This is a genomic window from uncultured Microbacterium sp. (assembly GCF_963521645.1).
Taxonomy (GTDB): Bacteria; Actinomycetota; Actinomycetes; order Actinomycetales; family Microbacteriaceae; genus Microbacterium.
Window position 1 is genome coordinate 71,946 of the sequence record NZ_CAUQVQ010000004.1, and the last position, 25,570, is coordinate 97,515.

19 protein-coding genes are annotated in these 25,570 nt (G+C 69.3%); 13 read left to right on the forward strand and 6 right to left on the reverse strand.

Going from position 1 to position 25,570, the window contains the following annotated elements; all coding sequences use genetic code 11:
* Positions 1 to 16 precede the first annotated feature (16 nt).
* The 4 genes from RWO82_RS02390 to RWO82_RS02405 all read left to right on the forward strand — a co-directional run bounded on the left by RWO82_RS02390 (position 17) and on the right by RWO82_RS02405 (position 5,400).
* The gene (locus RWO82_RS02390) at positions 17 to 1,693 is read left to right on the forward strand and encodes an AMP-binding protein (RefSeq protein ID WP_314422803.1); all 1,677 of its coding nucleotides are present in this window, start codon (positions 17 to 19) and stop codon (positions 1,691 to 1,693) included.
* Position 1,694: 1 nt separating this feature from the next.
* Positions 1,695 to 4,079: a bifunctional salicylyl-CoA 5-hydroxylase/oxidoreductase gene (locus RWO82_RS02395; RefSeq protein ID WP_314422804.1), complete on the forward strand. Its 2,385-nt coding sequence runs from the start codon at positions 1,695 to 1,697 to the stop codon at positions 4,077 to 4,079.
* Positions 4,080 to 4,141: 62 nt separating this feature from the next.
* Complete coding sequence (locus tag RWO82_RS02400) at positions 4,142 to 4,549, forward strand: RidA family protein (RefSeq protein ID WP_314422806.1); 408 nt, start codon at positions 4,142 to 4,144, stop codon at positions 4,547 to 4,549.
* Positions 4,549 to 5,400, forward strand: coding sequence for a fumarylacetoacetate hydrolase family protein (locus RWO82_RS02405; RefSeq protein ID WP_314422809.1), 852 nt, complete (start codon positions 4,549 to 4,551; stop codon positions 5,398 to 5,400). Before RWO82_RS02400 ends, RWO82_RS02405 begins: the two co-directional genes overlap by 1 nt.
* Before the next feature lie 17 nt (positions 5,401 to 5,417).
* Here RWO82_RS02405 and ald read toward each other — a convergent pair whose 3' ends face one another.
* Entirely contained in the window at positions 5,418 to 6,512 is a 1,095-nt protein-coding gene (ald, locus tag RWO82_RS02410) for an alanine dehydrogenase (protein ID WP_314422811.1), read from the reverse strand.
* Between the two features lie 115 nt (positions 6,513 to 6,627).
* Between ald and RWO82_RS02415 the strand changes: the two genes are divergently transcribed.
* Together RWO82_RS02415 and RWO82_RS02420 are read left to right on the forward strand one after the other, a co-directional pair.
* A complete protein-coding gene (locus RWO82_RS02415; RefSeq protein ID WP_314422814.1) occupies positions 6,628 to 7,137 on the forward strand; it encodes an Lrp/AsnC family transcriptional regulator in 510 nt (169 codons plus the stop codon).
* A 126-nt stretch (positions 7,138 to 7,263) separates the two neighbouring features.
* Positions 7,264 to 8,337, forward strand: a complete 1,074-nt coding sequence (locus tag RWO82_RS02420; RefSeq protein ID WP_314422816.1) for a helix-turn-helix domain-containing protein — start codon at positions 7,264 to 7,266, stop codon at positions 8,335 to 8,337.
* Between the two features lie 407 nt (positions 8,338 to 8,744).
* On the opposite strand, the gene RWO82_RS02425 is transcribed toward RWO82_RS02420, so the two are convergent.
* From RWO82_RS02425 to aceA, 3 genes are all read right to left on the reverse strand, one after another.
* Positions 8,745 to 9,179: a hypothetical protein gene (locus tag RWO82_RS02425; protein ID WP_314422819.1), complete on the reverse strand. Its 435-nt coding sequence runs from the start codon at positions 9,177 to 9,179 to the stop codon at positions 8,745 to 8,747.
* 80 nt (positions 9,180 to 9,259) lie between these two features.
* Positions 9,260 to 10,930: a malate synthase A gene (gene aceB / locus RWO82_RS02430; protein WP_314422821.1), complete on the reverse strand. Its 1,671-nt coding sequence runs from the start codon at positions 10,928 to 10,930 to the stop codon at positions 9,260 to 9,262.
* Positions 10,931 to 11,039: 109 nt separating this feature from the next.
* The gene (gene aceA, locus RWO82_RS02435; protein WP_314422823.1) at positions 11,040 to 12,365 is read right to left on the reverse strand and encodes an isocitrate lyase; all 1,326 of its coding nucleotides are present in this window, start codon (positions 12,363 to 12,365) and stop codon (positions 11,040 to 11,042) included.
* Between the two features lie 136 nt (positions 12,366 to 12,501).
* Here aceA and RWO82_RS02440 point away from each other — a divergent pair, with 136 nt between their 5' ends.
* The gene (locus tag RWO82_RS02440) at positions 12,502 to 13,953 is read left to right on the forward strand and encodes a helix-turn-helix domain-containing protein (protein ID WP_314422825.1); all 1,452 of its coding nucleotides are present in this window, start codon (positions 12,502 to 12,504) and stop codon (positions 13,951 to 13,953) included.
* A 6-nt stretch (positions 13,954 to 13,959) separates the two neighbouring features.
* Here the strand turns inward: RWO82_RS02440 and RWO82_RS02445 are convergent, their stop codons facing one another.
* A complete protein-coding gene (locus RWO82_RS02445) occupies positions 13,960 to 15,282 on the reverse strand; it encodes an aromatic acid/H+ symport family MFS transporter (RefSeq protein ID WP_314422826.1) in 1,323 nt (440 codons plus the stop codon).
* 135 nt (positions 15,283 to 15,417) lie between these two features.
* Positions 15,418 to 16,926, reverse strand: coding sequence for a PucR family transcriptional regulator ligand-binding domain-containing protein (locus RWO82_RS02450; RefSeq protein ID WP_314422829.1), 1,509 nt, complete (start codon positions 16,924 to 16,926; stop codon positions 15,418 to 15,420).
* A 118-nt stretch (positions 16,927 to 17,044) separates the two neighbouring features.
* Between RWO82_RS02450 and gabT the strand changes: the two genes are divergently transcribed.
* From gabT to RWO82_RS02480, 6 genes are all read left to right on the forward strand, one after another.
* A complete protein-coding gene (gene gabT, locus RWO82_RS02455) occupies positions 17,045 to 18,412 on the forward strand; it encodes a 4-aminobutyrate--2-oxoglutarate transaminase (RefSeq protein WP_314422831.1) in 1,368 nt (455 codons plus the stop codon).
* 111 nt (positions 18,413 to 18,523) lie between these two features.
* A complete protein-coding gene (locus RWO82_RS02460; protein WP_314422834.1) occupies positions 18,524 to 19,906 on the forward strand; it encodes an NAD(P)/FAD-dependent oxidoreductase in 1,383 nt (460 codons plus the stop codon).
* On the forward strand, positions 19,906 to 20,793 hold the full coding sequence (locus tag RWO82_RS02465; protein WP_314422837.1) for a universal stress protein: 888 nt from the start codon (positions 19,906 to 19,908) through the stop codon (positions 20,791 to 20,793). Before RWO82_RS02460 ends, RWO82_RS02465 begins: the two co-directional genes overlap by 1 nt.
* Positions 20,790 to 22,334 carry an APC family permease gene (locus RWO82_RS02470; RefSeq protein WP_314422840.1) on the forward strand — a complete coding sequence of 515 codons (1,545 nt, stop codon included), beginning with the start codon at positions 20,790 to 20,792 and terminating at the stop codon, positions 22,332 to 22,334. The genes RWO82_RS02465 and RWO82_RS02470 overlap by 4 nt, the downstream gene beginning before the upstream one ends.
* A 32-nt stretch (positions 22,335 to 22,366) precedes the next feature.
* On the forward strand, positions 22,367 to 23,833 hold the full coding sequence (locus tag RWO82_RS02475) for an NAD-dependent succinate-semialdehyde dehydrogenase (RefSeq protein ID WP_314422843.1): 1,467 nt from the start codon (positions 22,367 to 22,369) through the stop codon (positions 23,831 to 23,833).
* 25 nt (positions 23,834 to 23,858) lie between these two features.
* Positions 23,859 to 25,223, forward strand: a complete 1,365-nt coding sequence (locus RWO82_RS02480; protein ID WP_314422845.1) for an NAD-dependent succinate-semialdehyde dehydrogenase — start codon at positions 23,859 to 23,861, stop codon at positions 25,221 to 25,223.
* Positions 25,224 to 25,570: the final 347 nt, after the last annotated feature.

The window sequence follows — 25,570 nt, forward strand, 5'->3', positions numbered from 1 at the left end:
CTCCGAAGGGAATGCAATGACGCTCTCCCCCTCCGCGCACGTCGACACGTTCACGCGCGAGTCGCTTCCGCCGACCGATCTCTGGCCGACGCTCGAGTTCACCATCCCCGACGTGCAGTATCCCGAGCGACTGAACGCCGCGGTCGAGCTCCTCGACCGCACGATCGAACGGTACGGCGCCGACCGGCCGGCGATCCTGCTCGCCGACGGCTCGTCGTGGTCATACGGCGAACTGCAGCGGCGGGTCGATCAGTTCGCGGCCGTGCTCACCGAGGACCACGGACTCGTCCCGGGGAACCGCGTGCTTCTGCGCATGCTCAACGGCCCGTGGACGGTGGTCTGCTGGCTCGGCGCCCTCAAGGCGGGGATGGTCGTGGTGACCACGATGGTCGCGTGGCGCGCACAGGAGCTGCACCCGATCGCCGCTCGGGTGCAGCCGCGGGTGGCCGTCGTGGACCATCGCGGTCTCGACGACGCCCACGTCGCACTCGGCCGACTCGACGTCCCACCCGCGGTCATCGTGTCAGGCGGGGAACGGGACGGACTGATCGAGGCGTGCGACGCTCAGAGCGCCGGCTTCACCGCGGTCGACACCTCCGCCGACGACGTGGCGCTGCTGGGCGCGACGAGCGGCACGACGGGTGTGCCGAAGATCACGATGCACTTCCACCGCGACATCCTGGCGAACGCCGACACGTTCGGGCGCCACGTGCTGCACCTCGGTCCCGACGACGTCAGTGCGAGCACGGCGCCGCTCGCGTTCACGTTCGGGCTCGGCGGCAACGTCGTGTTCCCGCTGCGCAGCGGGGGAACGATGGTGCTGGTCGAACGCGCGACCCCCGTCGAACTCGCCAAGCTCATCGAGCCGCTGGGCATCACGGTGCTCTACACGGCGCCGACCGGGTACCGGAGCATCATCAAGGAGGGACTGGCCGGCGAGCTGCGGCGACTCCGCATCGGCATCGCCGCGGGCGAGCACCTCACGCTCGCGACTTTCGAGGCCGTCGAAGCGGCCAGCGGGCTCCGGCTCATCAACGGCATCGGCTCGACCGAGATGCTGCACGTGTTCGTCTCGGCGTCCGGTGACGACATCCGCCCGGGATCGACGGGCCGCGCAGTGCCCGGATATCGCGCGGCCGTGCTCGACGACGACGGCGCAGAGGTCCCCCCGGGCGAGCCGGGCCGTCTGGCGGTGATCGGACCGACCGGGTGCCGATATCTCGACGACGAGCGTCAGCGGGTCTACGTGCAGGGCGGGTGGAACGTGACCGGCGACACATTCGTCCAGGATGCCGACGGCTACCTCACCTTCCAGGCGCGCAACGACTCGATGATCGTGACCGCCGGCTACAACGTCGGAGCGCCCGAGGTGGAGGAGGCGGTGCTCGATCACCCGGGCGTGCTCGAGTGCGCGGTCGTGGGGTGCCCCGACGACGAGCGGGGCATGATCGTCGTCGCCTTCGTCGTGGCGCGCGACGGCGTCGAGGCCTCGGCGGAACTCACCTCCCGCATCCTCGAGCACGTCAAGTCGCGCATCGCTGTCTACAAGTGCCCGAGACGCATCGAGTACGTGGACGCGCTGCCCCGCAACCCGAGTGGCAAGGTGCAGCACTTCATCCTGCGCGAACAGGCCGCCGCACGGGCCGCCGCGCCCACCCAGATCCAGACCCAGACCCAGACTCAAGGAGCCTGACATGCGCGTAGCCGTCATCGGCGGAGGCCCGGGAGGGCTCTACTTCGCCGCTCTCATGAAGCAGCTCGATCCCGCCCACGACATCACGGTGTGGGAGCGCAACGCTCCCGACGACACCTTCGGCTTCGGCGTGGTGTTCAGCGACGAGACGCTCGGGGGCATCGAGAACGCCGATCCCGTCATCGCGCAGCGCATGGGGGAGCAGTTCGCACGCTGGACCGACATCGACATCGTGTTCCGCGGCACCACGCACACCATCGGCGGGCAGGGGTTCGCCGCGATGGGCAGGAAGGAGCTGCTGCAGCTGCTGCAGCAGCGCTGTCGGGAGCTGGGAGTCACGATCCACTTCCGCACGCCGGCCCCGGATGCCGAGGAGCTCATGGCGCAGTACGATCTCGTGCTGGCGGCAGACGGCGTGAACTCGCAGGTGCGCGGTCAGTTCGCCGATCGGTTCGGGCCGAATCTCGATCGGCGTGTGTCGAAGTACATGTGGCTCGGCACGGATCGGGTGTTCGAGGCGTTCACGTTCGCGGTCGTGCACACCCCGCACGGCATCATGCAGCTGCACGGCTACCCGTACTCCGATCAGGGCAGCACGTTCCTGATCGAGATGCACGAAGACGTCTGGCGCGCCGCCGGTCTCGACGCGACCGAGAACGAGGTCTTCCCTCCCGGCGTGAGCGATCAGTACTCGGTCGACAGGCTGCGCGATCTCTTCTCCGAGGTGCTCGACGGCCACGACGTGCTGACCAACAACTCGAAGTGGCTGAACTTCACGACGGTCACGAACGAGCGGTGGCACCACGAGAACCTGGTGATCCTGGGCGACGCGGCGCACACCGCGCACTTCTCGATCGGCTCGGGCACGAAGCTCGCCATGGAAGACGCCCTCGCGCTCGCCGCATGCCTGCACGAGCACGACTCGACGGATGCCGCGCTCGCGGCGTACGAGACCGAGCGCCGCCCGGTCGTCGCTTCGACGCAGCGCGCCGCGCAGGCCTCGCTCGAGTGGTTCGAGCGCATCGGGCAGTACGCCGACCAGGACCCGCTGCAGTTCTCGTTCAACCTCCTGACGCGCAGCCGGCGCATCACGCTCGACAACCTCGCCGTGCGTGACGCCGAGTTCGCCGCGGAGGTCGTGCGGGGCGCGCCGCTCACGTCGCGCACACCCGACGAGCCCGCGATGTTCCGCCCGCATCGCATCGGTCGTCTCGAGCTCAAGAACCGCATCGTGGTGTCTCCGATGGACATGTACTCCTCGTTCGAGGGCGTGCCGGGCGACTTCCACCTGGTGCACCTCGGATCCAAGGCGATGGGCGGCGCCGGACTCGTCATGACCGAGATGGTCTGCGTGTCGGACGAGGGGCGGATCACCCCCGGATGCGGCGGACTCTATTCCGACGAGCAACGGGATGCATGGGCGCGGATCGTGGCGTACGTGCATCGGCACTCGACCGCGCGCATCGGCGTGCAGATCGGTCATTCCGGGCGGAAGGGCTCGACGCGCCGCATGTGGGAGGGCATCGACCAGCCCCTCGACACCGGCAACTGGGACACGCTCGCTCCGTCGGCGCTCCCGTACGGCCCGGAGAACCGTGCGCCGAAGGAGATCGATCGCGAGACCATGACGCGAGTGCTCGAGGAGTTCGTGGCGGCCACGCGGCGGGCCGCGGAGGCGGGGTTCGATCTCGCCGAGCTCCACGCCGCGCACGGCTACCTGATCTCGTCGTTCCTCTCGCCGATCTCGAATCAGCGGACCGACGAGTACGGGGGCTCGCTCGAGAACCGGCTGCGGTATCCGCTCGAGGTGTTCGACGCGATGCGCGCGGCGTGGCCCGAGGACCGACCGCTCGCGGTGCGCCTCTCGGCCGACGACTGGATCGACGGGGGCAACAGGGTCGACGATGCCGTCGAGATCGCGCGGGCGTTCATCGCTCACGGAGCCGATGCGATCGACGTGTCGTCGGGACAGATCGCGAAGCACGAACGTCCGCAGTTCGGCCGCAGCTACCAGACGCCTTTCGCCGATGCGATCCGCAACCGAGTCGCGGCGGCTGCAGGAGTCAGCGTGATCGCGGTCGGCGCGATCTCGAGCCACGACGACGTCAACTCGATCCTGCTGGCGGGACGCGCGGATCTCGTCGCGCTCGGGCGCACGCACCTGTGGAACCCGCAGTGGACGCTGCACGCGGCCGCGGATCAGGGGTATCGCGGAGCCGGCGCCGACTGGGTGCCGCAGCTGCGCGCCGGTTCACGCAAGCCCCCGTCTTCGCGGACGGATGCCGTGCGGCCGCGTCTCGCGCTCGTGCGCGATCCGCTCGACGCCCTCGCGGCGGGCCATCGTCGCTGGAGCCCCGAACCGGCACCCGGCGCTCTCGCGCGCTGACCTGATCCCTCACCTCATCCCTATCCGCATTCCTTTCCGCACCGACATGAAGGAGGCCGCTCATGACGCGGCAGATCATCAACCCCGACTCGCTCGTGAAGCCGATCGGTTTCGCCCACGGCGTGCGCGCCGGTGAATTCGTCTACCTCGGCGGGCAGACGGCCATGGACGCCGAGGGGCGGATAGTCGCCGGAGGCATCGTCGAGCAGTTCGTGCAGGCGTTCTCCAACGTCCTCACCACTCTCGCCGCCGCGGGCGGCGAGCCGAGCGATCTCGTCGACGTGACGATCTACCTCACCGACGTGGACGACTACCAGCGCAACGGTCGCGAGATCGGGCGTCGCTGGCGTGAGCTCGCCGGCACCGAGTACCCGGCGATGGCGGGCATCGGCGTGACACGGCTGTGGCAGCCGGAGGCGATGATCGAGATCCAGGGTGTGGCTCACATCGTCGCCCCGCAGGACGCCTGATGCGGCTCGCGACGGTGCGCCGAGACGGCGGCACCCGCGCCGCGGTCGGCGACGAGGCCGGCTGGGTGGTGTTCGACGAGACGGACGCGCAGGAGCTGTTCGTCTCGCCGGGGTGGCGCGATCGGGCGGACGCCGCGCTGCGGCATCCCGCTCGCGTCGATCTGGAACCTGCGGACTTCGCGACCCCCGTGCCCCGCCCCGCCAAGGTGTTCTGCTGCGGCCTGAACTACCGGGATCACATCGTGGAGACCGGTCGACCGGTGCCCGAGTTCCCGACGCTGTTCGCGAAGTTCGCCGACACCCTCACCGGTCCGACCGACGACATCGTGGTGCGGGACTCGGATCGTGTCGACTGGGAGGCCGAACTCGCGGTCGTGGTCGGGGCCGAGGTGTACCGCGCCGATCGGGATCAGGCGGGCGCGGCGATCCTCGGGTACACGGTGTCGAACGACATCTCGATGCGCGACTGGCAGCAGCGCACTCTGCAGTGGCTGCAGGGCAAGGCGTTCGACGCCACGACCCCCGTGGGACCCTGGATCGTCACGGCCGACGAGATCGATCCCCGACGCGGCCTGCGCATCAGCTGCGCGGTCAACCACGAGGAGATGCAGCGCGGAGACACAGCCGAGCTGGTCTTCGACGCGGCAGACCTCGTCGCCTACGTCTCGCAGATCACCGTGCTGCGTCCGGGGGACATCGTGCTGACCGGCACCCCGGGCGGTGTCGCACTCGGCATGCCCGAGCCGCGATGGCTGCGCGACGGCGACGTGGTCACGACGGAGATCGACGGCATCGGCGCATTGCGCAACACCATCCGATACGACGTCGGCGCGAGGGCGGATGCTGTCTAGCGTGCGCCCTCGGCGCGTCAGGCGGTCGCGAAGCCGTGCGCTCTGGCCACCGCATCCAGTGTGATGCGTCCGCCGTCGACGTTCAGTCCCCGAGCCAGGGCGGGGTCGTCCGCAGAAGCGGCCTCCCAGCCCTTTCCGGCGATCGCGGACACATACGGCAGCGTCGCGTTCGTGAGTGCGCGGGTCGCCGTCTCGGGCACAGCGCCGGGCATGTTCGCGACGCAGTAATAGATCGAATCGTGCACCGCGAAGGTGGGATCGTCGTGGGTGGTCGGGCGCGATCCCTCGAAGCATCCGCCCTGGTCGATCGCGATGTCGACGAGCACCGAGCCTGGTTTCATGGCGGCGACCATGTCGTCCGTGACCAGCTTGGGCGCGGCCGCTCCGGGAATCAGCACCGAACCGATCACGAGGTCGGCCGTGAGCAGCTCGTGCGCGATGTCATACCGGCTCGACGCTCGGGTCTCGAGCGCGCCGCCGTAGCGGTGCTCGAGCTCGCGCAGCCGGGGCAGCGAGATGTCGACGACCGTCACTTTGGCGCCGAGTCCGAGGGCGTTGGCCGCCGCGTGCTCACCGGCCACGCCGCCGCCGATCACGACGACCTCGGCGCGCGGCGTGCCGGCGATGCCGCCGAGCAGCACACCACGGCCGCCGGCCGAGCGCATCAGCGAGTGCGAGCCCATCGTGACCGACAGTCGCCCGGCGATCTCGCTCATGGGGATGAGCAGTGGCAGGCTGCGGTCGGGAAGCTGCACCGTCTCGTAGGCGATCGCGGTGGTGCCGGCCTCGACGAGCGCGCTGGTGAGAGCGCGGTCGGCCGCGAGGTGCAGGTACGTGAAGAGGATGAGGTCGGATCGCAGGAACCCGTACTCCTGCGCGATCGGCTCCTTCACCTTTATCAGGAGGTCGGCTTCGCCCCACGTCTCCTCGGCGGTGGCGACGATCTCGGCACCGGCCGCGCGATAGGCGTCGTCGGAGATGCCCGAACCGACGCCCGCTCCCGCCTGCACGAGCACGCGGTGGCCCTCGTGCACCAGGCGGTCGGCCCCCGCAGGGGTCAGCGCGGTGCGGTTCTCGTTGTTCTTGACCTCGGTCGGCACGCCGATCTTCATCGATCCTCCAAATTGCGGTTGCGGGAGTGCATCTCAGAATCGCAGAAACGTCGGTTCATCGACAGAATGCCTGAAGAACATTCGCTCGTCCAGCAGATCCTGCATAATCGTTCGCATGGAGACGTCGTCGGAGACCCCCCAGTCGAACACTCTTCGGGCGCCCGCGCTCGACGCCGTCGATGCGAGGATCGTGCAACTGCTCAGCGCGGACGGCCGCATGACCAACGCCGAGCTCGCCGGGCACCTCGGTGTCGCTCCCTCCACCGCTCACGCACGACTGCGCGCGCTCGTCGAACGCGGAGTCATCAGCGGGTTCCACGCGAGCGTCGATGAGCGGATGCTCGGCGCCGGCCTGCAGGCGATCATCGGCGTCAGTCTGCGCCCCAGCGCTCGCCGCGAGAGCATCGTCGAGTTCGCCGATCGGGTGCGGGCTCTTCCCCAGGTGATCCAGGTGTTCTTCCTCGGGGGCGACGACGACTTCCTGTTGCACATCGCCGTCGCCGACTCCTCGGAGATGCGGGAGTTCGTGCTCGAGCACCTCTCGGCGCAGAGCAGCGTCGCCTCGACCCGCACGAGCATCGTGTTCGACTACCACCGCAACTCCGTGGCGGCGTCCTTCCGCTGACGGCCGGCGTCACGCGGTCGGATGGCCGCCTGCAGCATATTGCACGCGGGTCGCGGCGGTGCCTAGGGTGAGGCCGGGGATCGGTTGCGGCGTCTGGGAGCGGCGCGCAGAGTTGTGGGGGACGCCATGGTGCGCATGCTTGACGATGGGCAGTTGACCGCGTGGGCTCGACGGCTCGCGGGCGGGGTGGAGAACGATCGCGACGACGCGCCCCCGGGTGCGGTGCCCGAGTGGCTGAGGTCGAACATGATCAGGCTCGACGGGCAGATGGGGATGATGCAGCTGTCGAATTTCGGCACCATGCACGCCCACGATCCGTCGTCCTTCGAGGCGGTGCTGCTGCGTCGATCGATCGGCGCGACGATGCTCTACAGCACGCTCGAGACTCCGCACACCGTGAGCTACCACCGCGGTGCGCCGGGTGGCGAGGACATCGTGATCATCGGCATGTCGAATCACGGCGGGCAGCGACTGCGCACCGCGACCGGCCTGCAGATGATGGGCGTCGGTCGGATGGGTTTCATGTCGAGTCTGGGCACGTCGGCGGTCGAGCATTTCGGCGCGAGCGAGACGACCGGTGTCGTCGTGCCGATCACGGCCCTCCCCGGGCATCGCCAGGTGCTGGCGAGAGGAGCGGAGGTCTTCCCCGACACTCCGCTGACCCGGGCGGCCGGCGTGGCGTTCGCCCGCATGCTCTACGAGTGGATGCGCGACCCCGACCAGGGCGTCGGAGCGGTCGCCGGCACGGAGACCGCCCTGGTGGCGCTGGTCCGCGGGCTGTTCAGACAGTTTCCCGGCGACGGAGAGACCGACAGGGCCAGCGAGCTGCGGGCTGAGGCCACGCGAGTCATCGACGCACGTCACCGCGACGCGGAGTTCGGGATAGACATGCTCGCCGCCGAGCTGCACGTGAGCCGCAGGCAGCTGTTCCGCCTGTTCTCAGGCACCGATGAGACTCTGGCCGAGCGGCTGCTGCGTCGACGTCTCGACACGGCGCGGGAGGAGCTGCTGGCCGTGCCGCCGCAGGACCTCACGACCGTGGCCGCACGGTCGGGGTTTCTGGATGCCGGCGCGCTGCGTGCGCAGTTCGCGCGCCACGTCGGTCTCAGTCCCAGCGCCTTCCGTCTCGCGGCGGCCTCTCCGCCGCGCCTCGCCGAGGCGATGCTGCTCTCCGACGAGCAGGAGGGCTCTGCATCGTGACCCGGGTGGCGACAGACGCGCGCCTCGGCGGTGTCGTGCACGGTGACATGCGAGCGCGATAGCCGTGCCAATCATGCCGGTGAGTGACCTCGTGCGCGGATCCGGTGACAGGAACCGCTCGCCCCGTTCCGTGGGGCCCGGCGGGTGCATAACCTGAACCTGCCCGTGCCCCCAGGCGGGCCATGACGGGGGAGGAGAGAGGCGCCGCGGCCCCTTTCACAGTCTCCCGTCACGGCTTCCGGGCGTGGCGGAGACGCCCGTCCGGAAGTTCGGGGGCAGACGCGATGAGCGTCGGGCATAGCGGATCGCAGGCGCAGAGCGCGGCGGACCTGCGGGTGTCCCGATCGGGGGGACGGTCGGGACACCCGCGAATCGCGAGCGTGTGGTCGGCCGCGGAGCCGCGGCCGTCAGGCTCCGAAGGACGCCGGCAGCGCGCAGTAGTCGGCGAAGCGACGTGTCGGGTTGTCGGGATCCGAGACGTCGACGATGGCGGAGGCGATCGAGTGCGGCTGCTCATCTCCCGCGAGCTGCCACACGATGTGGTTCCAGATGCCTCTGGTCGATTCGCTCAGCAGGGCCGCAGGGCCGGAGACGAGCAGCACCGTCCCCGAGTCGTCGCGCTGGCGGAACGGCGAGATGATCTCGTCGCGCAGCTGCTGCTCCGCGCCGTCGGCGCTGTGCGCGCGTTCGACCTGCTGACCGGCGGCGCTCAGCGCCGACGCGAGGTCGTCGGCTGCTCGTCGGGACCGCTCGGCATCCGCTCCTGCCACCACCAGAAGCCGGCGACCGCGCGGGTAGAGGTGGAGGAACTCGGAAGAGATGTCGGTCCAGACGTCGCTCATGCCTCCAGGGTACGCCGCGTGGCGCGGCCGAGCCCCTCGGCGCCGGATCACGGCATCCGAGGGGCTCGTGGTCGCGCCGGTCAGGCCTCTTCGACCAGGAACCGGCTGTAGGCGCCGAGCGTGAGGAACGCCGGGAACTCCTCCTGCAGGGCGACCTCGCGGAACACCGATGCGGCGTCGTCGAAGCGGTCGCCGGCGTGCCGCTCCGCCTCGGCGAGCACCTCGGCGATCAGCCCTTCGACGTACTCCGGGGTGATCGGAGTGCCGTCTTCCGTGGTGCGGTCCTGGTGGATCCACTGCCACACCTGCGACCGGCTGATCTCGGCCGTCGCGGCATCCTCCATCAGGTTGTCGATCGCGACCGCACCGAGACCGCGCAGCCACGCCTCGAGGTAGCGGATCGCGACCGAGACGTTGTCGCGCACGCCCCGGGCGGTGATGGGGCGTCCGATGTGCAGATCGAGCAGCTGCGATGCGCGCACGGTCACCTCCGGACGCTGCCGGTCGACCTGGTTCGGGCGGTCGCCGAGCACCGCGTCGAACTCGGCCTGCGCGGTGGGGATCAGGTCGGGGTGGGCCACCCAGGTGCCGTCGAAGCCGTCGCCCGCCTCGCGCTTCTTGTCGGCGGAGACCTTCTCGATCGCCCGTGCAGTCACCTCGGGGTCGCGGCGGTTCGGGATGAAGGCGCTCATGCCGCCGATCGCGTACGCCCCCCGCTTGTGGCAGGTCTGCACGAGCAGCTCGGTGTAGGCCCGCATGAAAGGCACCGTCATCGTGACCTCGCTGCGGTCGGGGAGCACGAAGCGCGCACCGCGCCCGCGGTAGTTCTTGATGATCGAGAAGATGTAGTCCCAGCGTCCGGCGTTGAGTCCCGCGCAGTGGTCGCGCAGCTCGTAGAGGATCTCGTCCATCTCGAAGGCGGCGGGGAGCGTCTCGATGAGCACCGTCGCACGGATCGTGCCGTGGGGGATGCCGATGTACTCCTCGCTGAACGAGAAGACGTCGTCCCACAGCTTCGCCTCCTCGCTCGACTCGATCTTCGCGATGTAGAAGTAGGGGCCGCGACCGTTCGCGATCAGCTGCTGGGCGTTGTGGAAGAAGTAGAGCCCGAAGTCGACCAGCGAACCGGATGCCGCCGTGCGGCGACCGGCGCGGTCGATGAACTGCAGGTGCTTCTCGGGCAGGTGCCAGCCGCGAGGACGCATCACGATCGTGGGCGTGCGCTCCGCGGTGACGCGGTACTCCTTGCCCGGTCCCGACTCGGTCGCCGGGCCCGTGAACGTCAGCTCGCCGCGGATCGCGTCACGCAGCGACAGCTGTCCTTCGATGACGTTCGTCCAGGTGGGGCTCGTGGCGTCCTCCTGGTCGGCGAGCCAGACCCGCGCGCCGGAGTTGAGGGCGTTGATGGTCATCTTGGGGTCGGTGGGTCCGGTGATCTCCACGCGGCGGTCCTCGAGACCGGGGCCGGCACCCGCGACCCGCCACTCGGCATCCTCGCGGATGTGGGCGGTGTCGTCGCGGAACCGCGGGTCGTGCCCGTTGCCGATCTCGAAACGGCGACGCATGCGGTCGGCGAGACGGTCATGGCGACGCGAGGCGAAGCGGTGGTGCAGCTCGGTGAGGAACGCGATCGCATCGGGCGTGAGGATCTCGTCGTAGCGGTCGCGCAGCGGGCCGGTGACGGAGATCGCCGGACCCTGCTGCGTCGTCTGGATCGGAGCCTTGGTCGGGGGTGCGGTGGGAGTGGTCATGATCGGAGTCCTTTACGTGTGTGGGTGCGTGCGTGTCGGCTCGGTCGGCTGCGCCGTCCTCGCTCAACGACCGGGAGGAGCGGAGCGCCGAGACGACACGCGGTGCGGATCAGTGGAACTGCGCGGCTTCGGTGGAGCCGGCGAGGGCGAGGGTCGCGCTGTCGGGGTTGAGCGCGGTCGAGATCACGTCGAAGTAGCCGGTGCCCGCCTCGCGCTGGTGCTTGGTGGCGGTGTAGCCGTTCGCCTCGGCGGCGAACTCGGCCTCCTGCAGCTCGACGTACGCGCTCATGGCGCGCTCGGCGTACCCGCGGGCGAGGTCGAACATCGAGTGGTTCAGGGCGTGGAAGCCGGCGAGCGTGATGAACTGGAACTTGTAGCCCAGGTCGGCCAGCTCCTGCTGGAACGTCGCGATCTCGGCGTCCGACAGGTGGCGCTTCCAGTTGAAGCTGGGGGAGCAGTTGTAGGCGAGCAGCTTGCCCGGGTACTGCGCGTGGATCGCCGCGGCGAACTCGCGGGCCAGCTCGATGTCGGGCTCACCGGTCTCGACCCACAGCAGGTCGGCATAGGGGGCGAAGGCGAGTCCGCGGCTGATGACCGACTCGATGCCGGGGCGGATGCGGTAGAAGCCCTCGGTGGTGCGCTCACCGGTGGTGAACTGCTGATCGCGCTCGTCGACGTCGCTCGTGAGCAGGTCGGCGGCGAGAGCATCCGTCCTGGCGATGATGACCGTGGGCACACCCGAGACGTCTGCCGCGAGGCGGGCGGCGTTCAGCGTGCGGATGTGCTGCTGCGTGGGCACCAGAACCTTGCCGCCCAGGTGACCGCACTTCTTCTCGCTGGCGAGCTGGTCCTCCCAGTGGATCGCGGCGGCACCCGCCTGGATCAGCGACTGCGCGAGCTCATAGGCGTTGAGCGGTCCGCCGAAGCCGGCCTCGGCGTCGGCCACGATCGGCGCGAGCCAGTCCTGCGTGACCTCGCCCTCGGCGTGCTCGAGCTGGTCCTGGCGGATCAGCGCGTTGTTGATGCGACGCACGACTGCCGGCACCGAGTTCGCGGGGTAGAGCGACTGGTCGGGGTAGGTCTGGCCGGCGAGGTTGCCGTCGGCCGCGACCTGCCATCCCGAGAGGTAGATGGCCTTGAGGCCTGCACGCACCTGCTGCACGGCCTGGCCGCCCGTGTACGCGCCGAGCGCCCGCACGTAGTCCTCGGTGTGCAACAGGTTCCAGAGGTTCTCGGCGCCGCGGTGCGCGAGGGTGGCGTCCTCCCGCACCGAGCCGCGGATGCGGATGACGTCCTCTGCGGTGTAGGTGCGCTCGACGCCGTCCCAGCGGGGATCCGTGTCCCAGATCTCCTGGAGCTCGGCGGCCGTCTGAACCTGATCGCCGGCGCGCAGACCTGCAGGGCGAGGGGTGTGGTTCTGAGCGGTGTTCGTCATGGTGTCTCCTCCGTTGGATGCCCGGACCGTGAAGCCGGGTGGCGTGGTTCCACTGTGCGTGAAGATCACGACGTCGAACGATCGATTCCGGTGTGAAGTTCGACGGAAATTCTGTTTCTGTGACAGAATCGGCACCATGAGCACCTCCGTGGTCGATGAAGACGCCGACGCCCTCACGATCGGGCGGCGCATCCGCCAGCTGCGCACCGCGCGCGGGATGACCCTCGACGACCTCGCAGCGGCCGTCGATCGAGCCCCCAGCCAGATGTCGATGATCGAGACCGGCAAGCGCGAACCGAAGCTCACACAGCTGCAGGCGATCGCGCGCGCTCTCGGTGTCACGATCGACGCGCTGCTCGAGGGCGAGCCGCTCGACGAGCGCAGTGCGATCGAGATCGCGCTCGAGCGGGCCATGAAGGGGCAGACGTTCCAGGCGCTCGGGATCGAGCCGTTCCGCATCGCCAAGAGCATGCCGACGGATGCGCTCAAGGCGCTGCTCGCTCTGCACGGTGAGATCGACCGGCTGAAGGACGAACGGGCGGCGACTCCGGAGGAGGCTCGGCGAGCGAACGTCGAGTTGCGTCACCTGATGCGACGTCAGGACAACCACTTCGCAGATCTCGAGAGCAAGGCCGCCGAGATCCTCTCGGCGGTCGGACACCCGGGTGGACCGCTCACGCAGCGCACGGCATCCGAGATCGCCGCCTACCTCGGCTTCACACTGCATTACGCGCCCGATCTGCCGCAGACCACGCGCAGTGTCGCCGACCTCGCGAACGGGCGGCTCTACCTGTCGAGCAGTGTGCCGGCCAAAGGCGATGCGCGAACGGCCGTGCTGCAGGCCCTGTCGAGTCGCATCCTGGGCCATGCCGAACCGCGCAGCTACGCCGAGTTCCTGCGCCAGCGCGTCGAGACGAACTACCTCACCGGCGCGCTGCTGATCCCCGAGGCGCATGTGGTGCCCGCGCTCAGGGACGCGAAGGCGCGGCGGGCGATCTCGATCGAAGACCTCCGTGACGCCTATTCGGTCTCGTACGAGACGGCCGCGCACCGGTTCACGAACCTCGCCACGCGTCACCTCGACATCCCCGTGCACTTCCTCAAGGTGCACGAATCGGGCACCATCACGAAGGCCTATGAGAACGACGACGTGAACTTCCCGACCGACCGCCTCGGCGCGATCGAAGGGCAGATGTGCTGCCGTCGATGGACGAGCCGGGTGGTGTTCGACGAGGACGACCGCTTCAATCCGTATTACCAGTACACCGACACGGGCAACGGCACGTACTGGTGCACGGCGCGGGTCGAGGCGTCGAGCGAAGGGCTGCACTCGGTGAGCGTGGGCGTGCGCTTCGACGACACCAGGTGGTTCGTCGGGCGCGACACCCCGCATCGCGGCGTCTCGAAGCACTCCGTCGAGGTCTGCTGCCGCAGGGCGCCGGCAGGCCTCGAGGAGCGGTGGCGGGAGAACTCCTGGCCGAACGTGAAGACCCCGCGCACCCTGCTGGCGACCTTGCCGACCGGTTCTTTCCCCGGCGTGGACACGACGGACGTCTACGAGTTCCTCGACGCCCACGCGCCCCGCTGAGCGACCTCAGGTCAGAGTCGCGGGTTTCTTCGGCACGAGCGACACCGCGACGGCGGCGAGCAGCGCCACCAGCGCGAAGGCGACGAAATTCCACTCGACGCCGATCGCCATCGAGGCCAGCCATCCGCCGACCATCGGACCCATGATCGCTCCGATGCGCGCGAAGCTCAGCGCCCACCCGGCGGCGGTGGCACGCACGGAGGCCGGGTAGTAGTCGGTGATGTACGCCGTGAGCACGAGCGATGTGGAGATCGATCCGACGCCCGAGATCGCGACGAACACGAGGTTCAGCAGCATCGAATTCGGGAACATCATGAGCAGGCAGGCGACCCCGCCCAGGGTGTAGAAGATGACCAGGACGGGCTTCGACCCGAAGCGGTCGGCGAGGTGCCCGAGCACGAGTCCGCCGACGGCCGAGGCGAGACTGAACACCATCAGGAACGTGAGTGCCGGCCCGAGGTCGTATCCCGCGGCGCGCATGATCGACGGCAGCCAGGAGTTCAGCCCGTAGACGAGCAGCAGGCCGGCGAACAGCGAGATCCACAGGAACACCGTCGAGCGCAGGTAGCGACGGGAGAACAGCTGCTGAAGGATGCTGTGCCACGGCATCCGCTCTCCGGGCTTCGCTTCGGGCCGCGGGGTGGGGATGTACGGGTCGATGCCGATCCGCCGGGCCAGCGCCGCCGCGGTGCCGTGTCGACCCCGGTTCTCGAGCGATTCGAGCGACTCGGGCAGCATCTTCGCGATGATCGGGATCAGGAGGATCGGGAACGCGCCGACGGCGATCACCCAGCGCCAGCCGAGGTGAGGCAGCAGCAGCATCGCGACCAGGGCGGAGACGACGATTCCGAGCGAGTAGCCGGAGTACATGATGCCGTAGTTGAGCGCGCGGCGTCTCGGTGCCGAGAACTCGATCGTGAGCGCCGCGGCCACCGGGATCACGCCGCCCATCCCGAGTCCGCCGAGGAAGCGGAAGAGGCCGAACATCTCGGGCGTGGGCGCGAGTGCGGCGCCGAGCTGCATCAGCGTGAAGATCGACATCGACACCAGCAGCATCCGCTTGCGGCCGACACGATCGCTCAGCGTGCCGATGAAGAGGGCTCCGATGAGCATGCCGACCAGGGCCCAGGAGGCGAGGCCCCCGAGCTCGACGGGGGAGAGTGCCCAGGCCGAGTCCTCGGCGAGGGCGGGCAGCACGGCGCCGATCACGCCGATGTCGTAGCCGTCGGCGAGGATCGCGAGCCAACAGCTGAACAGGACGATGCGGGTGACCGCCGGGGGCACGGGCCAGACGGTCTCGGGGGATGTGGTCGATGAAGTGGCAGACAACGTCGTCTCCTTCGCGGTGACGCGACAGTGCGTCGATGGATCGGTCGATCAGACCGCTGTCTCAAAACTATGACGACAGTCACCCGATTGCAATATACCGAGCGGTCTTCCACCCGCCGTCCGCGTCGGGAGCAGCTAGTCCTGCGCGGTCTGCAGCAGCGCCCACAGCTCTGCGCGGGCGGGGAAGGTCGACAGGTCGCTGCCGAGCAGGGCGCCGGCCTGAGCGATGCGCGACCGCAGCGTGTGGCGGTGCACGCCGAGAGCCGCCGCCGCCGGATCGGCCTTCGCGTCATGCTCGAGCCAGACGCGCAGCGAGCCCTCCAGGTCGGCTCGGGTCCGTGCATCGTGGTCGCGGAGGGGAGCGAGACGCGACTCCGCGACCAGGCGGGCTTCGTCGGTCGCGAGCGCGCTGAGGATGCTGGACCCTGCGGCGTCGGTGAAGTGGAAGACCCCCGCATCGGGTTGCTGCCGCAGCGCCGCGAGGGCCTGCGCGTGTGCGCGGGAGAATGCGTCGTACGATTCCGAGCTCGACGCCCCGATGCGGATGCCGAAGCGGGCGGCGGCCTCGTCGAGCAGCGCCTCATCGGTCACCGACAGGCACAGCACGACGCCGTCCGGCGACTCGGCGAGGAAGCTCGCGGTGCCGTGCTCGGCGCGGCGCCTGTCCCACCAGTCGACGAACGGTCCCGTCGGGGCGTCTGCGGCGATCGCCACGACGACCGGCGCAGAAGGCATCCCCCCGAGCACGCGCCTGGCCAGCGAGGGGTCGTCGTCCTGCAGCGACCTCAGCAGCTGCGAGTTCAGTCGACGCTTGCTGCGGGCCAGCTGATCGCTCTGTTCGAGCGCGAGTCCGGCCATGGCGATCACCGAGGTCACGACCGTGCGGGCCTCTGCGTCCAGCGCATCGGCGGCCAGAGCGATCACGCCGCGCAGGTGACCGCCGCGGCCGACCGTGAACAGTATGAACGTCTGATCGTCGATCGTGAGCGACTGACCGGCCTCGAGTCCGCGCGTGAGGATCTCGGTGGCGCGGTCACCGAGCTCGGTCAGCAGGTGCGCCGTCATCCCCGATCGAGGGTGCGACACCTGCAGGGCGCCGGACGCGTCGTACATGCCCACCCACGCGCTCAGGCGTCGGCCGAGTTCCGCGAGTGTCGCATCGAGTCCGTGCGGGCGGAGTGCGGCGAGCGCGAGGGCGCGCTGCGTGTCGAGCGCCCAGGACCTGCGGGCGTAGGCCTGGGCCGCGATCGCCTCGGAGTGCGCGCGGGCGACGGCGATGAACGGCGTGCGGTAGGGCACTTCGAACAGGGGTATGCCGCGGCGCGCGCATTCGGCGATCAGCTCGTCGGGAATCGCGGCGCGGTGCACGTCGGTGCCGAAGCCGAGGCCGAGGACCCCGCGATCCGCGAGGCGACCCACGTACACGTCGACGGCGGTGTCGGCGTCGAACTGCGTTCCGGTGGTCAGCAGCGCGAGGTCCTCCGCGAGGAACGGCGTGGGGTCGGCGAGGTCGGAGCTGTGCACCCAGCGCAGGGGGCGGTCGAGTGCACCGTCGGGGAGCGCGTGCTCCGACGAGATCAGACTGAGCGCGAGGTCGCGGCGCCGGAGCAGGGCACGCAGCGTGGGCTGCTCGGTGTCATCCATGCTCGGCGCTCCTGTCTGCTGCGGCGCCCACTCGGTTGTACCGGATGGCGACTGCCACTTGCAGATTGTACAGTCCGGCGAATGCAGGGGCAGTGGATGCGGTCGTACGCTCGCGGACATGGCACTCCTCGACACCGCAGCTGTTGCAGTCCCTCTCGGCGGACCCGAGCTCCCCCAGGAGCGACGCCTCGTCACCGAGCTCCCCGGTCCCCGATCGGCGGAGATCCTCGCCCGCAAGGCCGCAGCGGTTCCCGCGGGTGTCGGACACACCGTGCCCGTCGCGACCGTCGCCGCGGGCGGGGGAGTCGTCGTCGACGCAGACGGGAACTCGCTGATCGACCTCGGCTCGGGCATCGCCGTGACCACCGTCGGCAACGCGCACCCCAAGGTCGCCGCCGCCGTCGCCGCTCAGGCCGCGCAGTTCACGCACACGTGCTTCATGATCTCGCCGTACGAGTCGTACATCGAGGTGGCCGAGGCCCTCAACCGCATCACCCCCGGTGACTTCGAGAAGAAGACGGCACTGTTCAACTCGGGCGCCGAGGCCGTGGAGAACGCGATCAAGATCGCCCGCAAGCACACCGGCCGCCAGGCGGTCGTGGCGTTCGACCACGGCTACCACGGCCGCACGAACCTCACGATGGCGCTGACCGCCAAGTCGATGCCGTACAAGAGCGGCTTCGGTCCGTTCGCGCCCGAGGTCTACCGCGCGCCGATGTCCTACCCGTTCCGGGACGGACTCGACGGCGCCGAGGCGGCCGCGCGCACGATCCTGCAGCTCGAGAAGCAGATCGGCGCCGACAACCTGGCCGCCGTCATCATCGAGCCCATCCAGGGTGAGGGCGGCTTCATCGTGCCGGCCGAGGGCTTCCTGCCCGCGATCCTCGAGTGGTGCCGCGCGAACGGCGTCGTCTTCATCGCCGACGAGGTGCAGACCGGCTTCGCGCGCACCGGCCACATGTTCGCGAGCGAGATCTTCGGCATCGAGCCCGACCTCATCACGACCGCCAAGGGCATCGCCGGCGGCCTGCCCCTGGCGGCGGTCACCGGCCGCTCCGAGACCATGGACGCCTCCCACGCGGGCGGGCTCGGCGGCACCTACGGCGGCAACCCGATCGCGTGCGCCGCAGCGCTCGCGGCGATCGACGTGTTCGAGAACGACGGCGTGATCGAGCGTGCGCGCGAGATCGGCGAGATCCTCACGACGCGCCTGGGAGCGATGCAGGAGAAGGACGCCCGCATCGGCGACATCCGCGGACACGGCGCGATGATCGCGGCCGAGTTCGTCGACCCCGAGACCCAGGCGCCCGACGCCGCCCTCACCGCCGCCGTCGCCAAGGCCGCCATCGCGCAGGGAGTGATCGTGCTCACGTGCGGCACCTACGGCAACGTCATCCGGTTCCTGCCGCCGCTCGCGATCGGCGACGACCTGCTGAACGAGGGCCTCGACGTCGTCGCGGCCGCGCTCGCCGCGAACCCGGCCTGACAGACCAGCGGTCCCGGTTCGCCGCGACCGCCACCACACGTCCGGCCGCGACGAGGATCGGGGGATTTCGAGTCGCGGCCGGCACATACATTTCCAATGAAGGAGAAGCAGATGGCTGAGATCACTCGCGACGTGCTGATCGTCGGAGCCGGAGCCGCAGGGCTCACGGCGGCGAACGACCTGCGAAAGGCCGGACTGTCGGTGGCGGTCCTCGAAGCACGGGACCGCGTCGGCGGCCGTCTGTGGACCGACGTCATCGACGGCGCCATGCTCGAGATCGGCGGTCAGTGGGTCTCGCCCGATCAGGACGCGTTGAAGGACACGATCGAGGAGCTGGGGCTCGAGACCTACAGCCGCTATCGCGAGGGCGACAGCGTCTACGTCGGGCCCGACGGCCAGGTGCACCGCTTCACGGGCGAGATGTTCCCGGTCTCCGCCGAGACCGAGGCGGTCATCGCCGAGATCACCGAGCGCCTGGACGCGATGGTCGCCGAGATCGACCCCGACCGCCCGTGGGAGCACCCCTCGGCGAAGGAGTGGGACTCGGTCACGTGGGACGCCTGGCTGCGGGCGCAGACCGATGATGACGAGGCCGTGCGCAACCTGGCCTTCGCCACCGGATCCGCGATGCTCACCAAGCCGACGCATTCGTTCTCGCTGCTGCAGTCCTTGCTCATGGCGGCGTCCGCCGGCTCGTACTCGAACCTCGTCGACGCAGACTTCATCCTCGACAAGCGCGTCGTCGGCGGTCTGCAGCAGGTGCCCCTGCTCCTGGCGGAGCGGCTGGGCGACGACGTCCTGCTGAATCAGCCGGTGCGCTCGCTCGAGTGGGGCGCCGACGGTGTGACCGCGACGACCGACGACACCACCGTGCGCGCCCGCTACGCGATCCTCGCGCACGCTCCGGTGCTCTACAGCCGCATCTCGTTCGTCCCGCCGCTGCCCCGTCGCCAGCACCAGATGCACCAGCACATCTCGATGGGGTTCGTGATCAAGGTCCACGCGGTCTACGACCGCCCGTTCTGGCGCGAGCAGGGCCTCAGCGGCACCGCGTTCAGCCCCTACGAGCTCTCGCACGAGGCGTACGACAACACCAACCACGGCGATGAGCGCGGCACGCTGGTCGGCTTCGTCAGCGACCAGAACGCCGACGACCTGTTCGCGCTGACGGCCGAGGAGCGTAAGGAGCGCATCCTCGAGTCCCTCTCGCACTACTACGGTCCCGAGGCGAAGAACCCGGTCGTCTACTACGAGAGCGACTGGGGCACCGAGGAGTGGACCCGTGGCGCGTACGCCGCGAGCTTCGACATGGGCGGTCTGCACCGCTACGGCGCCGACCTGCGAGAGGCCGTCGGTCCGATCCACTTCGCGTGCAGCGACATGGCCGGCGCCGGATACCAGCACGTCGACGGCGCGATCAGAATGGGGCGCCTCGCCGCCTCGAACATCGTCGAGGCCGCTCGCGCCGCGGGTGACACCGTCGAGGTCGGCTGATGACCGGGGCGGTCGTCGTCGGGTACACGGCGACGGATGCGGGAGCGGATGCCGCGGCGCTCGGAGCCCGGCTCGCACGCAGCATCGGCGCGGTGCTGCACCTCGTGATCGTGCTGCCCTCGGAGGGCACACGCAATGCGGCCGTACCTCCCGAGCGCGCGTACGAGGACTACATCCGTCGCCAGGCGACGGAGTGGCTCGAGGATGCCGTCGTCCGGCTGCCGCAGGAGCTCACCCGTACGGGGCATGTCCGGTTCGGCGAGTCGTTCGCCGAGGGACTCATCGCCGCCGCCGAGGAGTTCGACGCCCGGCTGATCGTCATCGGAACGGCAGGCGGCAGCATCCTCGGCCGCCATCGCCTCGGCAGCGTCGCCTCCGAGCTGCTGCACTCGTCGACCGTCCCCGTCGCGCTGGCCCCGGCCGGCACGGCCGAGCAGGACGACCACGTGCTCCCGCGGGTGACGGCGGCAGTCGGCAACCGCGCCGGTGCCGACAACCTGCTCGACGAGGCCGCCGCGATCGCCACCGAGGCGCGCGTCGGACTGCGCCTTGTCTCTCTCGTGCCCTTCGACGTGCCCCCGGGGCTCGACACCGGAGCCATCCGCGTGGTCGGCGACGAGCACGCGAACGACGTGCTCGAGGTCGCGAAGAGTCTGCTGCCCGCCGAGCTCAAGGCCGAGGCCGAACAGGCCCCCGGAGAGACGGTCGAGGAGGCGGTCGCGAACCTCTCCTGGCTGCCCGGCGAGGTCGTCCTCGTGGGATCCAGCCGCCTGGCGCAGCCGCGCCGTCTGTTCCTGGGCTCGACCGCAGCGAAGATGCTGCACGAACTGCCCGTCCCCATGATCGTCGTCCCGCGCACCCGCGCCGAAGCAGGAGTCCGCCGATGAGCAGCATGAACCGGGCGACGGGGCCCGAATCCGGCGTGACGACCGGCATCTCGCAGAAGGGACTCAGCGCGGGCGCCGTCGGCGTGCTCGGTGCCGTCGTCATCGGCGTCTCCACCATCGCACCGGCCTACACGCTCACCGCATCGCTCGGACCGACCGTCGCGGTCGTCGGCACGCAGGTGCCCGCGATCATGCTCGTCGGCTTCATCCCGATGCTCCTGACCGCCTTCGGCTACCGCGAGCTCAACCGCATGATGCCCGACTCCGGCACCTCGTTCACGTGGGGTGTGCGGGCGTTCGGTCCGTGGATCGGCTGGATGACCGGATGGGGCCTGATCGCCGCCACCGTCATCGTGCTGTCGAACCTCGCCGGCATCGCGGTCGAGTTCCTGTTCCTGCTCATCGCTCAGGTCAGCCGGAATCCCGAGATCGCCGACCTCGCGTTCAACCCGATCATCAACGTCGTGGTCTGTCTCCTCTTCATGCTCGGTGCGACACTCGTGTCCTACCGCGACATGCAGACCACGCAGAAGTTCCAGTACGTCCTCGTGGGCTTCCAGGTGCTGGTGCTCGTGGTCTTCGCGACGGTCGCGATCGTCAAGGCCGTCTCGGGAGACGCCCCCGAGCCCACCGCCTTCTCGTGGTCGTGGTTCAATCCGTTCGAGGTGCCGTCCTTCAGCGCCTTCGCCGCGGGTCTCTCGCTGTCGATCTTCATCTTCTGGGGCTGGGACGTGGTCCTCACCATGAACGAGGAGACGAAGGACCCCGAGAAGACCCCCGGTCGTGCCGCGATGGTCACGGTCGTCGTGGTCGTCGCCCTGTATCTGCTCCTCGCGATCGGTCTGATCATGTTCGCCGGCGTGGGCTCGGGCGAGTACGGTCTCGCGAACGAGGACATCTCCGCGAACGTGTTCTTCGCACTGTCCGATCCGATCCTCGGGCCGTTGGCCTTCCTCGTCTCGCTCGCGGTGCTGTCGAGTTCGGCGGCGTCGCTGCAGTCGACCGCGGTCGGCCCCGCCCGCACCCTGCTGGCGATGGGACACTACGGCGCTCTGCCCAAGAAGTTCGCACGGGTCAGCCCGCGCTTCTTCACCCCCGGGTACTCGACCATCGTGTCGGCGGTCGTCGCGTCCGCGTTCTACGCCGTCATGCGTCTGGTGAGCGAGAACGTGCTCACCGACACGATCCTGTCGCTCGGCATGATGATCTGCTTCTACTACGGACTCACCGCGTTCGCGTGCGTTTGGTACTTCCGCAAGCAGTGGTTCGACTCCGCGCGGAGCTTCTTCTTCACGTTCCTGTTCCCGCTCGTCGGCGGCGCGATCCTCGCGGTGCTGTTCGTCACGACGCTGATCGACTCGATGGACCCCGCCTACGGCAGCGGATCCAACATCGGCGGCGTCGGACTGGTGTTCGTGCTCGGCGTCGGCATCATCGGCGTCGGCATCGTGATCATGATCTGGCAGTCCATCAAGCGCCCGGCGTTCTTCCGCGGCGAGACGCTCAGCATGGACGCTCCCGTGAGCGCCCGTCGCCGCTGACCACCTTCCCCGTCCCCACAGAAAGAGAATCCATGAGCACTCAGACCGAGCAGGCGCTGCTCGACAGCATCCCCACCGGCCTCTTCATCGGCGGCGAGTGGATCGACGCGGAGACGGGCGGCACGTTCGACGTCAAGGACCCCTCGACGGGCGACGTCATCCGCACGATCGCCGACGCGACGCCGGCCGACGGCATCCGCGCGCTTGATGCCGCCGTCGCCGCGCAGGACGCGTGGGCCGCGACCGCACCGCGCACCCGCAGCGACATCCTGCGGCGGGCGTTCGACCTCGTGCAGGAGCACAAGGAGGACCTTGCTCTGCTCATGACGCTCGAGATGGGCAAGCCGCTCGCCGAGGCGCGGGGAGAGGTCGTCTACGGCGGCGAGTTCCTGCGCTGGTTCAGCGAGGAGGCGGTGCGCATCAGCGGCCGCTACGGCATCAACCCCGAAGGCACCGGCCACATGGTCGTCTCGCAGCGCCCCGTGGGTCCCTCGTTCTTCGTGACGCCGTGGAACTTCCCGTTCGCGATGGCGACGCGCAAGATCGCCCCTGCCCTGGCCGCCGGATGCACCGTGGTGATCAAGCCCCCGGCACTCACGCCCCTCACGACGATCTTCTTCACGTCGCTGCTCGAGAAGGCGGGACTCCCCAAGGGCGTCGTCAACGTCGTGCAGACCTCGAAGTCGTCGGCGCTGTCGGCCCCGATCATCGCCGACCCCCGTCTGCGCAAGCTGTCGTTCACGGGGTCGACCGAGGTGGGACGCAAGCTCATCGCGCAGGCCGCCGAGGGCGTGCTGCGCGTGTCGATGGAGCTCGGCGGCAACGCGCCGTTCGTGGTCTTCGACGACGCCGACCTCGACAAGGCGGTCGACGGCGCGCTGGCCGCGAAGTTCCGCAACATCGGCCAGGCGTGCACCGCCGCCAACCGGTTCATCGTGCACAAGGACGTCGCGGAGGAGTTCGCCCGCAAGGTCACCGAGCGCGTCAACGCCATGAAGATCGGCCGCGGCACGGAAGAGGGCGTGGCCATCGGGCCGCTCATCGACGAGGATGCCGTCGCCAAGGCGGGCGAGCTGGTCGACGACGCCGTCGAGCGCGGTGCGACCCTGCTCGCCGGCGGCAAGGCGCTCGAGGGCACCGGCACCTTCTACGAGCCCACCGTGCTCACCGACGTCGTGCCCGGATCGGCGATCCTGCGCGAGGAGATCTTCGGGCCGGTGCTCGCGATCGCGACCTTCGACACCGAGGACGACGCGGTGCGCCTCGCGAACGACACCGAGTACGGGCTCGTCTCGTACGTCTTCACCGAGAACCTGCAGCGCGGCCAGCGGATGATCGATCGCCTCGAGACCGGCATGATGGGTCTCAACGTGGGCGTCGTCTCGAACGCCGCGGCCCCCTTCGGCGGCGTCAAGCAGTCGGGCGTCGGCCGCGAGGGCGGACTCGAGGGCATCCACGAGTACCTGTCCACCAAGTACACGCTGATCCCGGTCTCCTGACCGGTCGGCCAGAGGAGGAGAGAACATGACCGATTACGCCGTCATCAACCCCGCCACCGGACAGACGCTGGCGTCCTTCGACACGTTCACGGATGCGCAGATCGAACAGGCCGTCGCGGCCGCCGACGAGGCGCACCGCGAGTGGTCGCGGTCCACGACCGTGGCCGAGCGCGCGGCGCTGCTCCGTCGAGCCGCCGAGCTGCACCGGGAGCGCCGCGAGGAGCTCGCCGACGTGTTCGTGCGCGAGATGGGCAAGCCGCGCGAGGCTGCGCTGGGCGAGGTCGACTTCGCCGCCGACATCGCCGAGTACTACGCCGACCAGGCTGAGGCGATCATGGCCGACCAGCCGATCGCGATCCTGGGCGAGGGATCGGCGATCATCCGCCGCTCGTCTCTCGGGCCGCTCGTCGGGATCATGCCGTGGAACTTCCCGGCGTACCAGATCGTGCGCTTCGCGGCGCCCAACCTGATCGTCGGCAACACGATCCTGCTCAAGCCCGCGCCGCAGTGCCCCGAGTCGTCGACCGCGATCGAGGCGATCTATCACGACGCCGGTTTCCCGAAGGGCGCGTATCAGAACATCCTCGCGACCAACGAGCAGATCGCCGACATGATCGCCGATCCCCGCGTGCAGGGCGTCTCGCTCACCGGCTCCGAGCGGGCCGGCGCGGCGGTGGCGGAGATCGCCGGGCGCAACCTCAAGAAGGTCGCGCTCGAGCTCGGCGGATCCGACCCGTTCATCGTGCTGAGCACCTCCGACCTCGACGCCACCGTGCAGGCGGGCGTCGACGCGCGGCTCGACAACAACGGCCAGGCGTGCAACGGCGCGAAGCGCTTCATCATCGTCGACGAGCTGTACGACGCATTCGTCGAGAAGTTCACGGCCGCGATGGCCGCGGTGCAGCCCGCCGATCCGATGCTCGACGACACCGTGCTGGGACCCGTCTCGTCGGAGACGGCGGCCGAGAACCTGCAGAAGCAGATCGATCAGGCGGTCGAGCAGGGCGCCACGCTGCTGACCGGCGGCACACGCGACGGCGCGTTCTTCGCACCCACGGTGCTGGCCGACGTGACTCCGGAGATGAACGTCTACCGCGAGGAGCTCTTCGGCCCCGCGGCCGTCGTCTACCGGGTCGCCGACGAGGACGCCGCCGTGGCGCTCGCGAACGACACGACCTTCGGCCTCGGCTCGTACGTGTACACGACCGATCCCGAGCAGGCCGAGCGCGTCGCCGACGGCATCGAGGCGGGCATGGTCTACGTGAACCTCGTGCTCGCCGACAGCCCCGAGCTGCCCTTCGGCGGCATCAAGCGCAGCGGCACCTCGCGCGAGCTGGGGCACCTCGCCGCAGACGAGTTCGTCAACAAGAAGCTCATCCGCATCGGCTGAGCGCGACATGACGGAAGGGGCGGATGCTGCACGGCATCCGCCCCTTCTTCGTGCGCGCCGACGCGCATGCCGGCATCCGCGCCTCGTTCGTGCGCGCCCACGTGCAGATGCATGCCGGCATCCGCCCCTTCTTCGTGTGCGCCCACGTGCAGATGCATGCCGAAGTGACGGATGCAGGGCCGGAAGAGGTTTTCCGGACCTGCATCCGTGAAATGGACATGCAGGTGGGTGCGGGTGTGCGGCGGGGATGCCGGTGCGTGCCGGCATCCGCGCCTCGTTCGTGCGCGCCGAGGTGCAGATGCATGCCGAAGTGACGGATGCAGGGCCGGAAGAGGTTTTCCGGACCT

Coding starts and splice junctions, on each gene's coding strand:
- gabT (WP_314422831.1), top strand. CDS start 17,045: ATGGCACTCCTCGACACCGCAGCTGTTGCAGTCCCTCTCGGCGGACCC.
- aceA (WP_314422823.1), bottom strand. CDS start 12,365: ATGACGAACACCGCTCAGAACCACACCCCTCGCCCTGCAGGTCTGCGC.
- aceB (WP_314422821.1), bottom strand. CDS start 10,930: ATGACCACTCCCACCGCACCCCCGACCAAGGCTCCGATCCAGACGACG.
- RWO82_RS02405 (WP_314422809.1), top strand. CDS start 4,549: ATGCGGCTCGCGACGGTGCGCCGAGACGGCGGCACCCGCGCCGCGGTC.
- RWO82_RS02390 (WP_314422803.1), top strand. CDS start 17: ATGACGCTCTCCCCCTCCGCGCACGTCGACACGTTCACGCGCGAGTCG.
- RWO82_RS02415 (WP_314422814.1), top strand. CDS start 6,628: ATGGAGACGTCGTCGGAGACCCCCCAGTCGAACACTCTTCGGGCGCCC.
- RWO82_RS02400 (WP_314422806.1), top strand. CDS start 4,142: ATGACGCGGCAGATCATCAACCCCGACTCGCTCGTGAAGCCGATCGGT.
- RWO82_RS02475 (WP_314422843.1), top strand. CDS start 22,367: ATGAGCACTCAGACCGAGCAGGCGCTGCTCGACAGCATCCCCACCGGC.
- RWO82_RS02470 (WP_314422840.1), top strand. CDS start 20,790: ATGAGCAGCATGAACCGGGCGACGGGGCCCGAATCCGGCGTGACGACC.
- RWO82_RS02465 (WP_314422837.1), top strand. CDS start 19,906: ATGACCGGGGCGGTCGTCGTCGGGTACACGGCGACGGATGCGGGAGCG.
- RWO82_RS02425 (WP_314422819.1), bottom strand. CDS start 9,179: ATGAGCGACGTCTGGACCGACATCTCTTCCGAGTTCCTCCACCTCTAC.
- RWO82_RS02440 (WP_314422825.1), top strand. CDS start 12,502: ATGAGCACCTCCGTGGTCGATGAAGACGCCGACGCCCTCACGATCGGG.
- RWO82_RS02395 (WP_314422804.1), top strand. CDS start 1,695: ATGCGCGTAGCCGTCATCGGCGGAGGCCCGGGAGGGCTCTACTTCGCC.
- RWO82_RS02480 (WP_314422845.1), top strand. CDS start 23,859: ATGACCGATTACGCCGTCATCAACCCCGCCACCGGACAGACGCTGGCG.
- RWO82_RS02460 (WP_314422834.1), top strand. CDS start 18,524: ATGGCTGAGATCACTCGCGACGTGCTGATCGTCGGAGCCGGAGCCGCA.
- RWO82_RS02420 (WP_314422816.1), top strand. CDS start 7,264: ATGGTGCGCATGCTTGACGATGGGCAGTTGACCGCGTGGGCTCGACGG.
- RWO82_RS02450 (WP_314422829.1), bottom strand. CDS start 16,926: ATGGATGACACCGAGCAGCCCACGCTGCGTGCCCTGCTCCGGCGCCGC.
- ald (WP_314422811.1), bottom strand. CDS start 6,512: ATGAAGATCGGCGTGCCGACCGAGGTCAAGAACAACGAGAACCGCACC.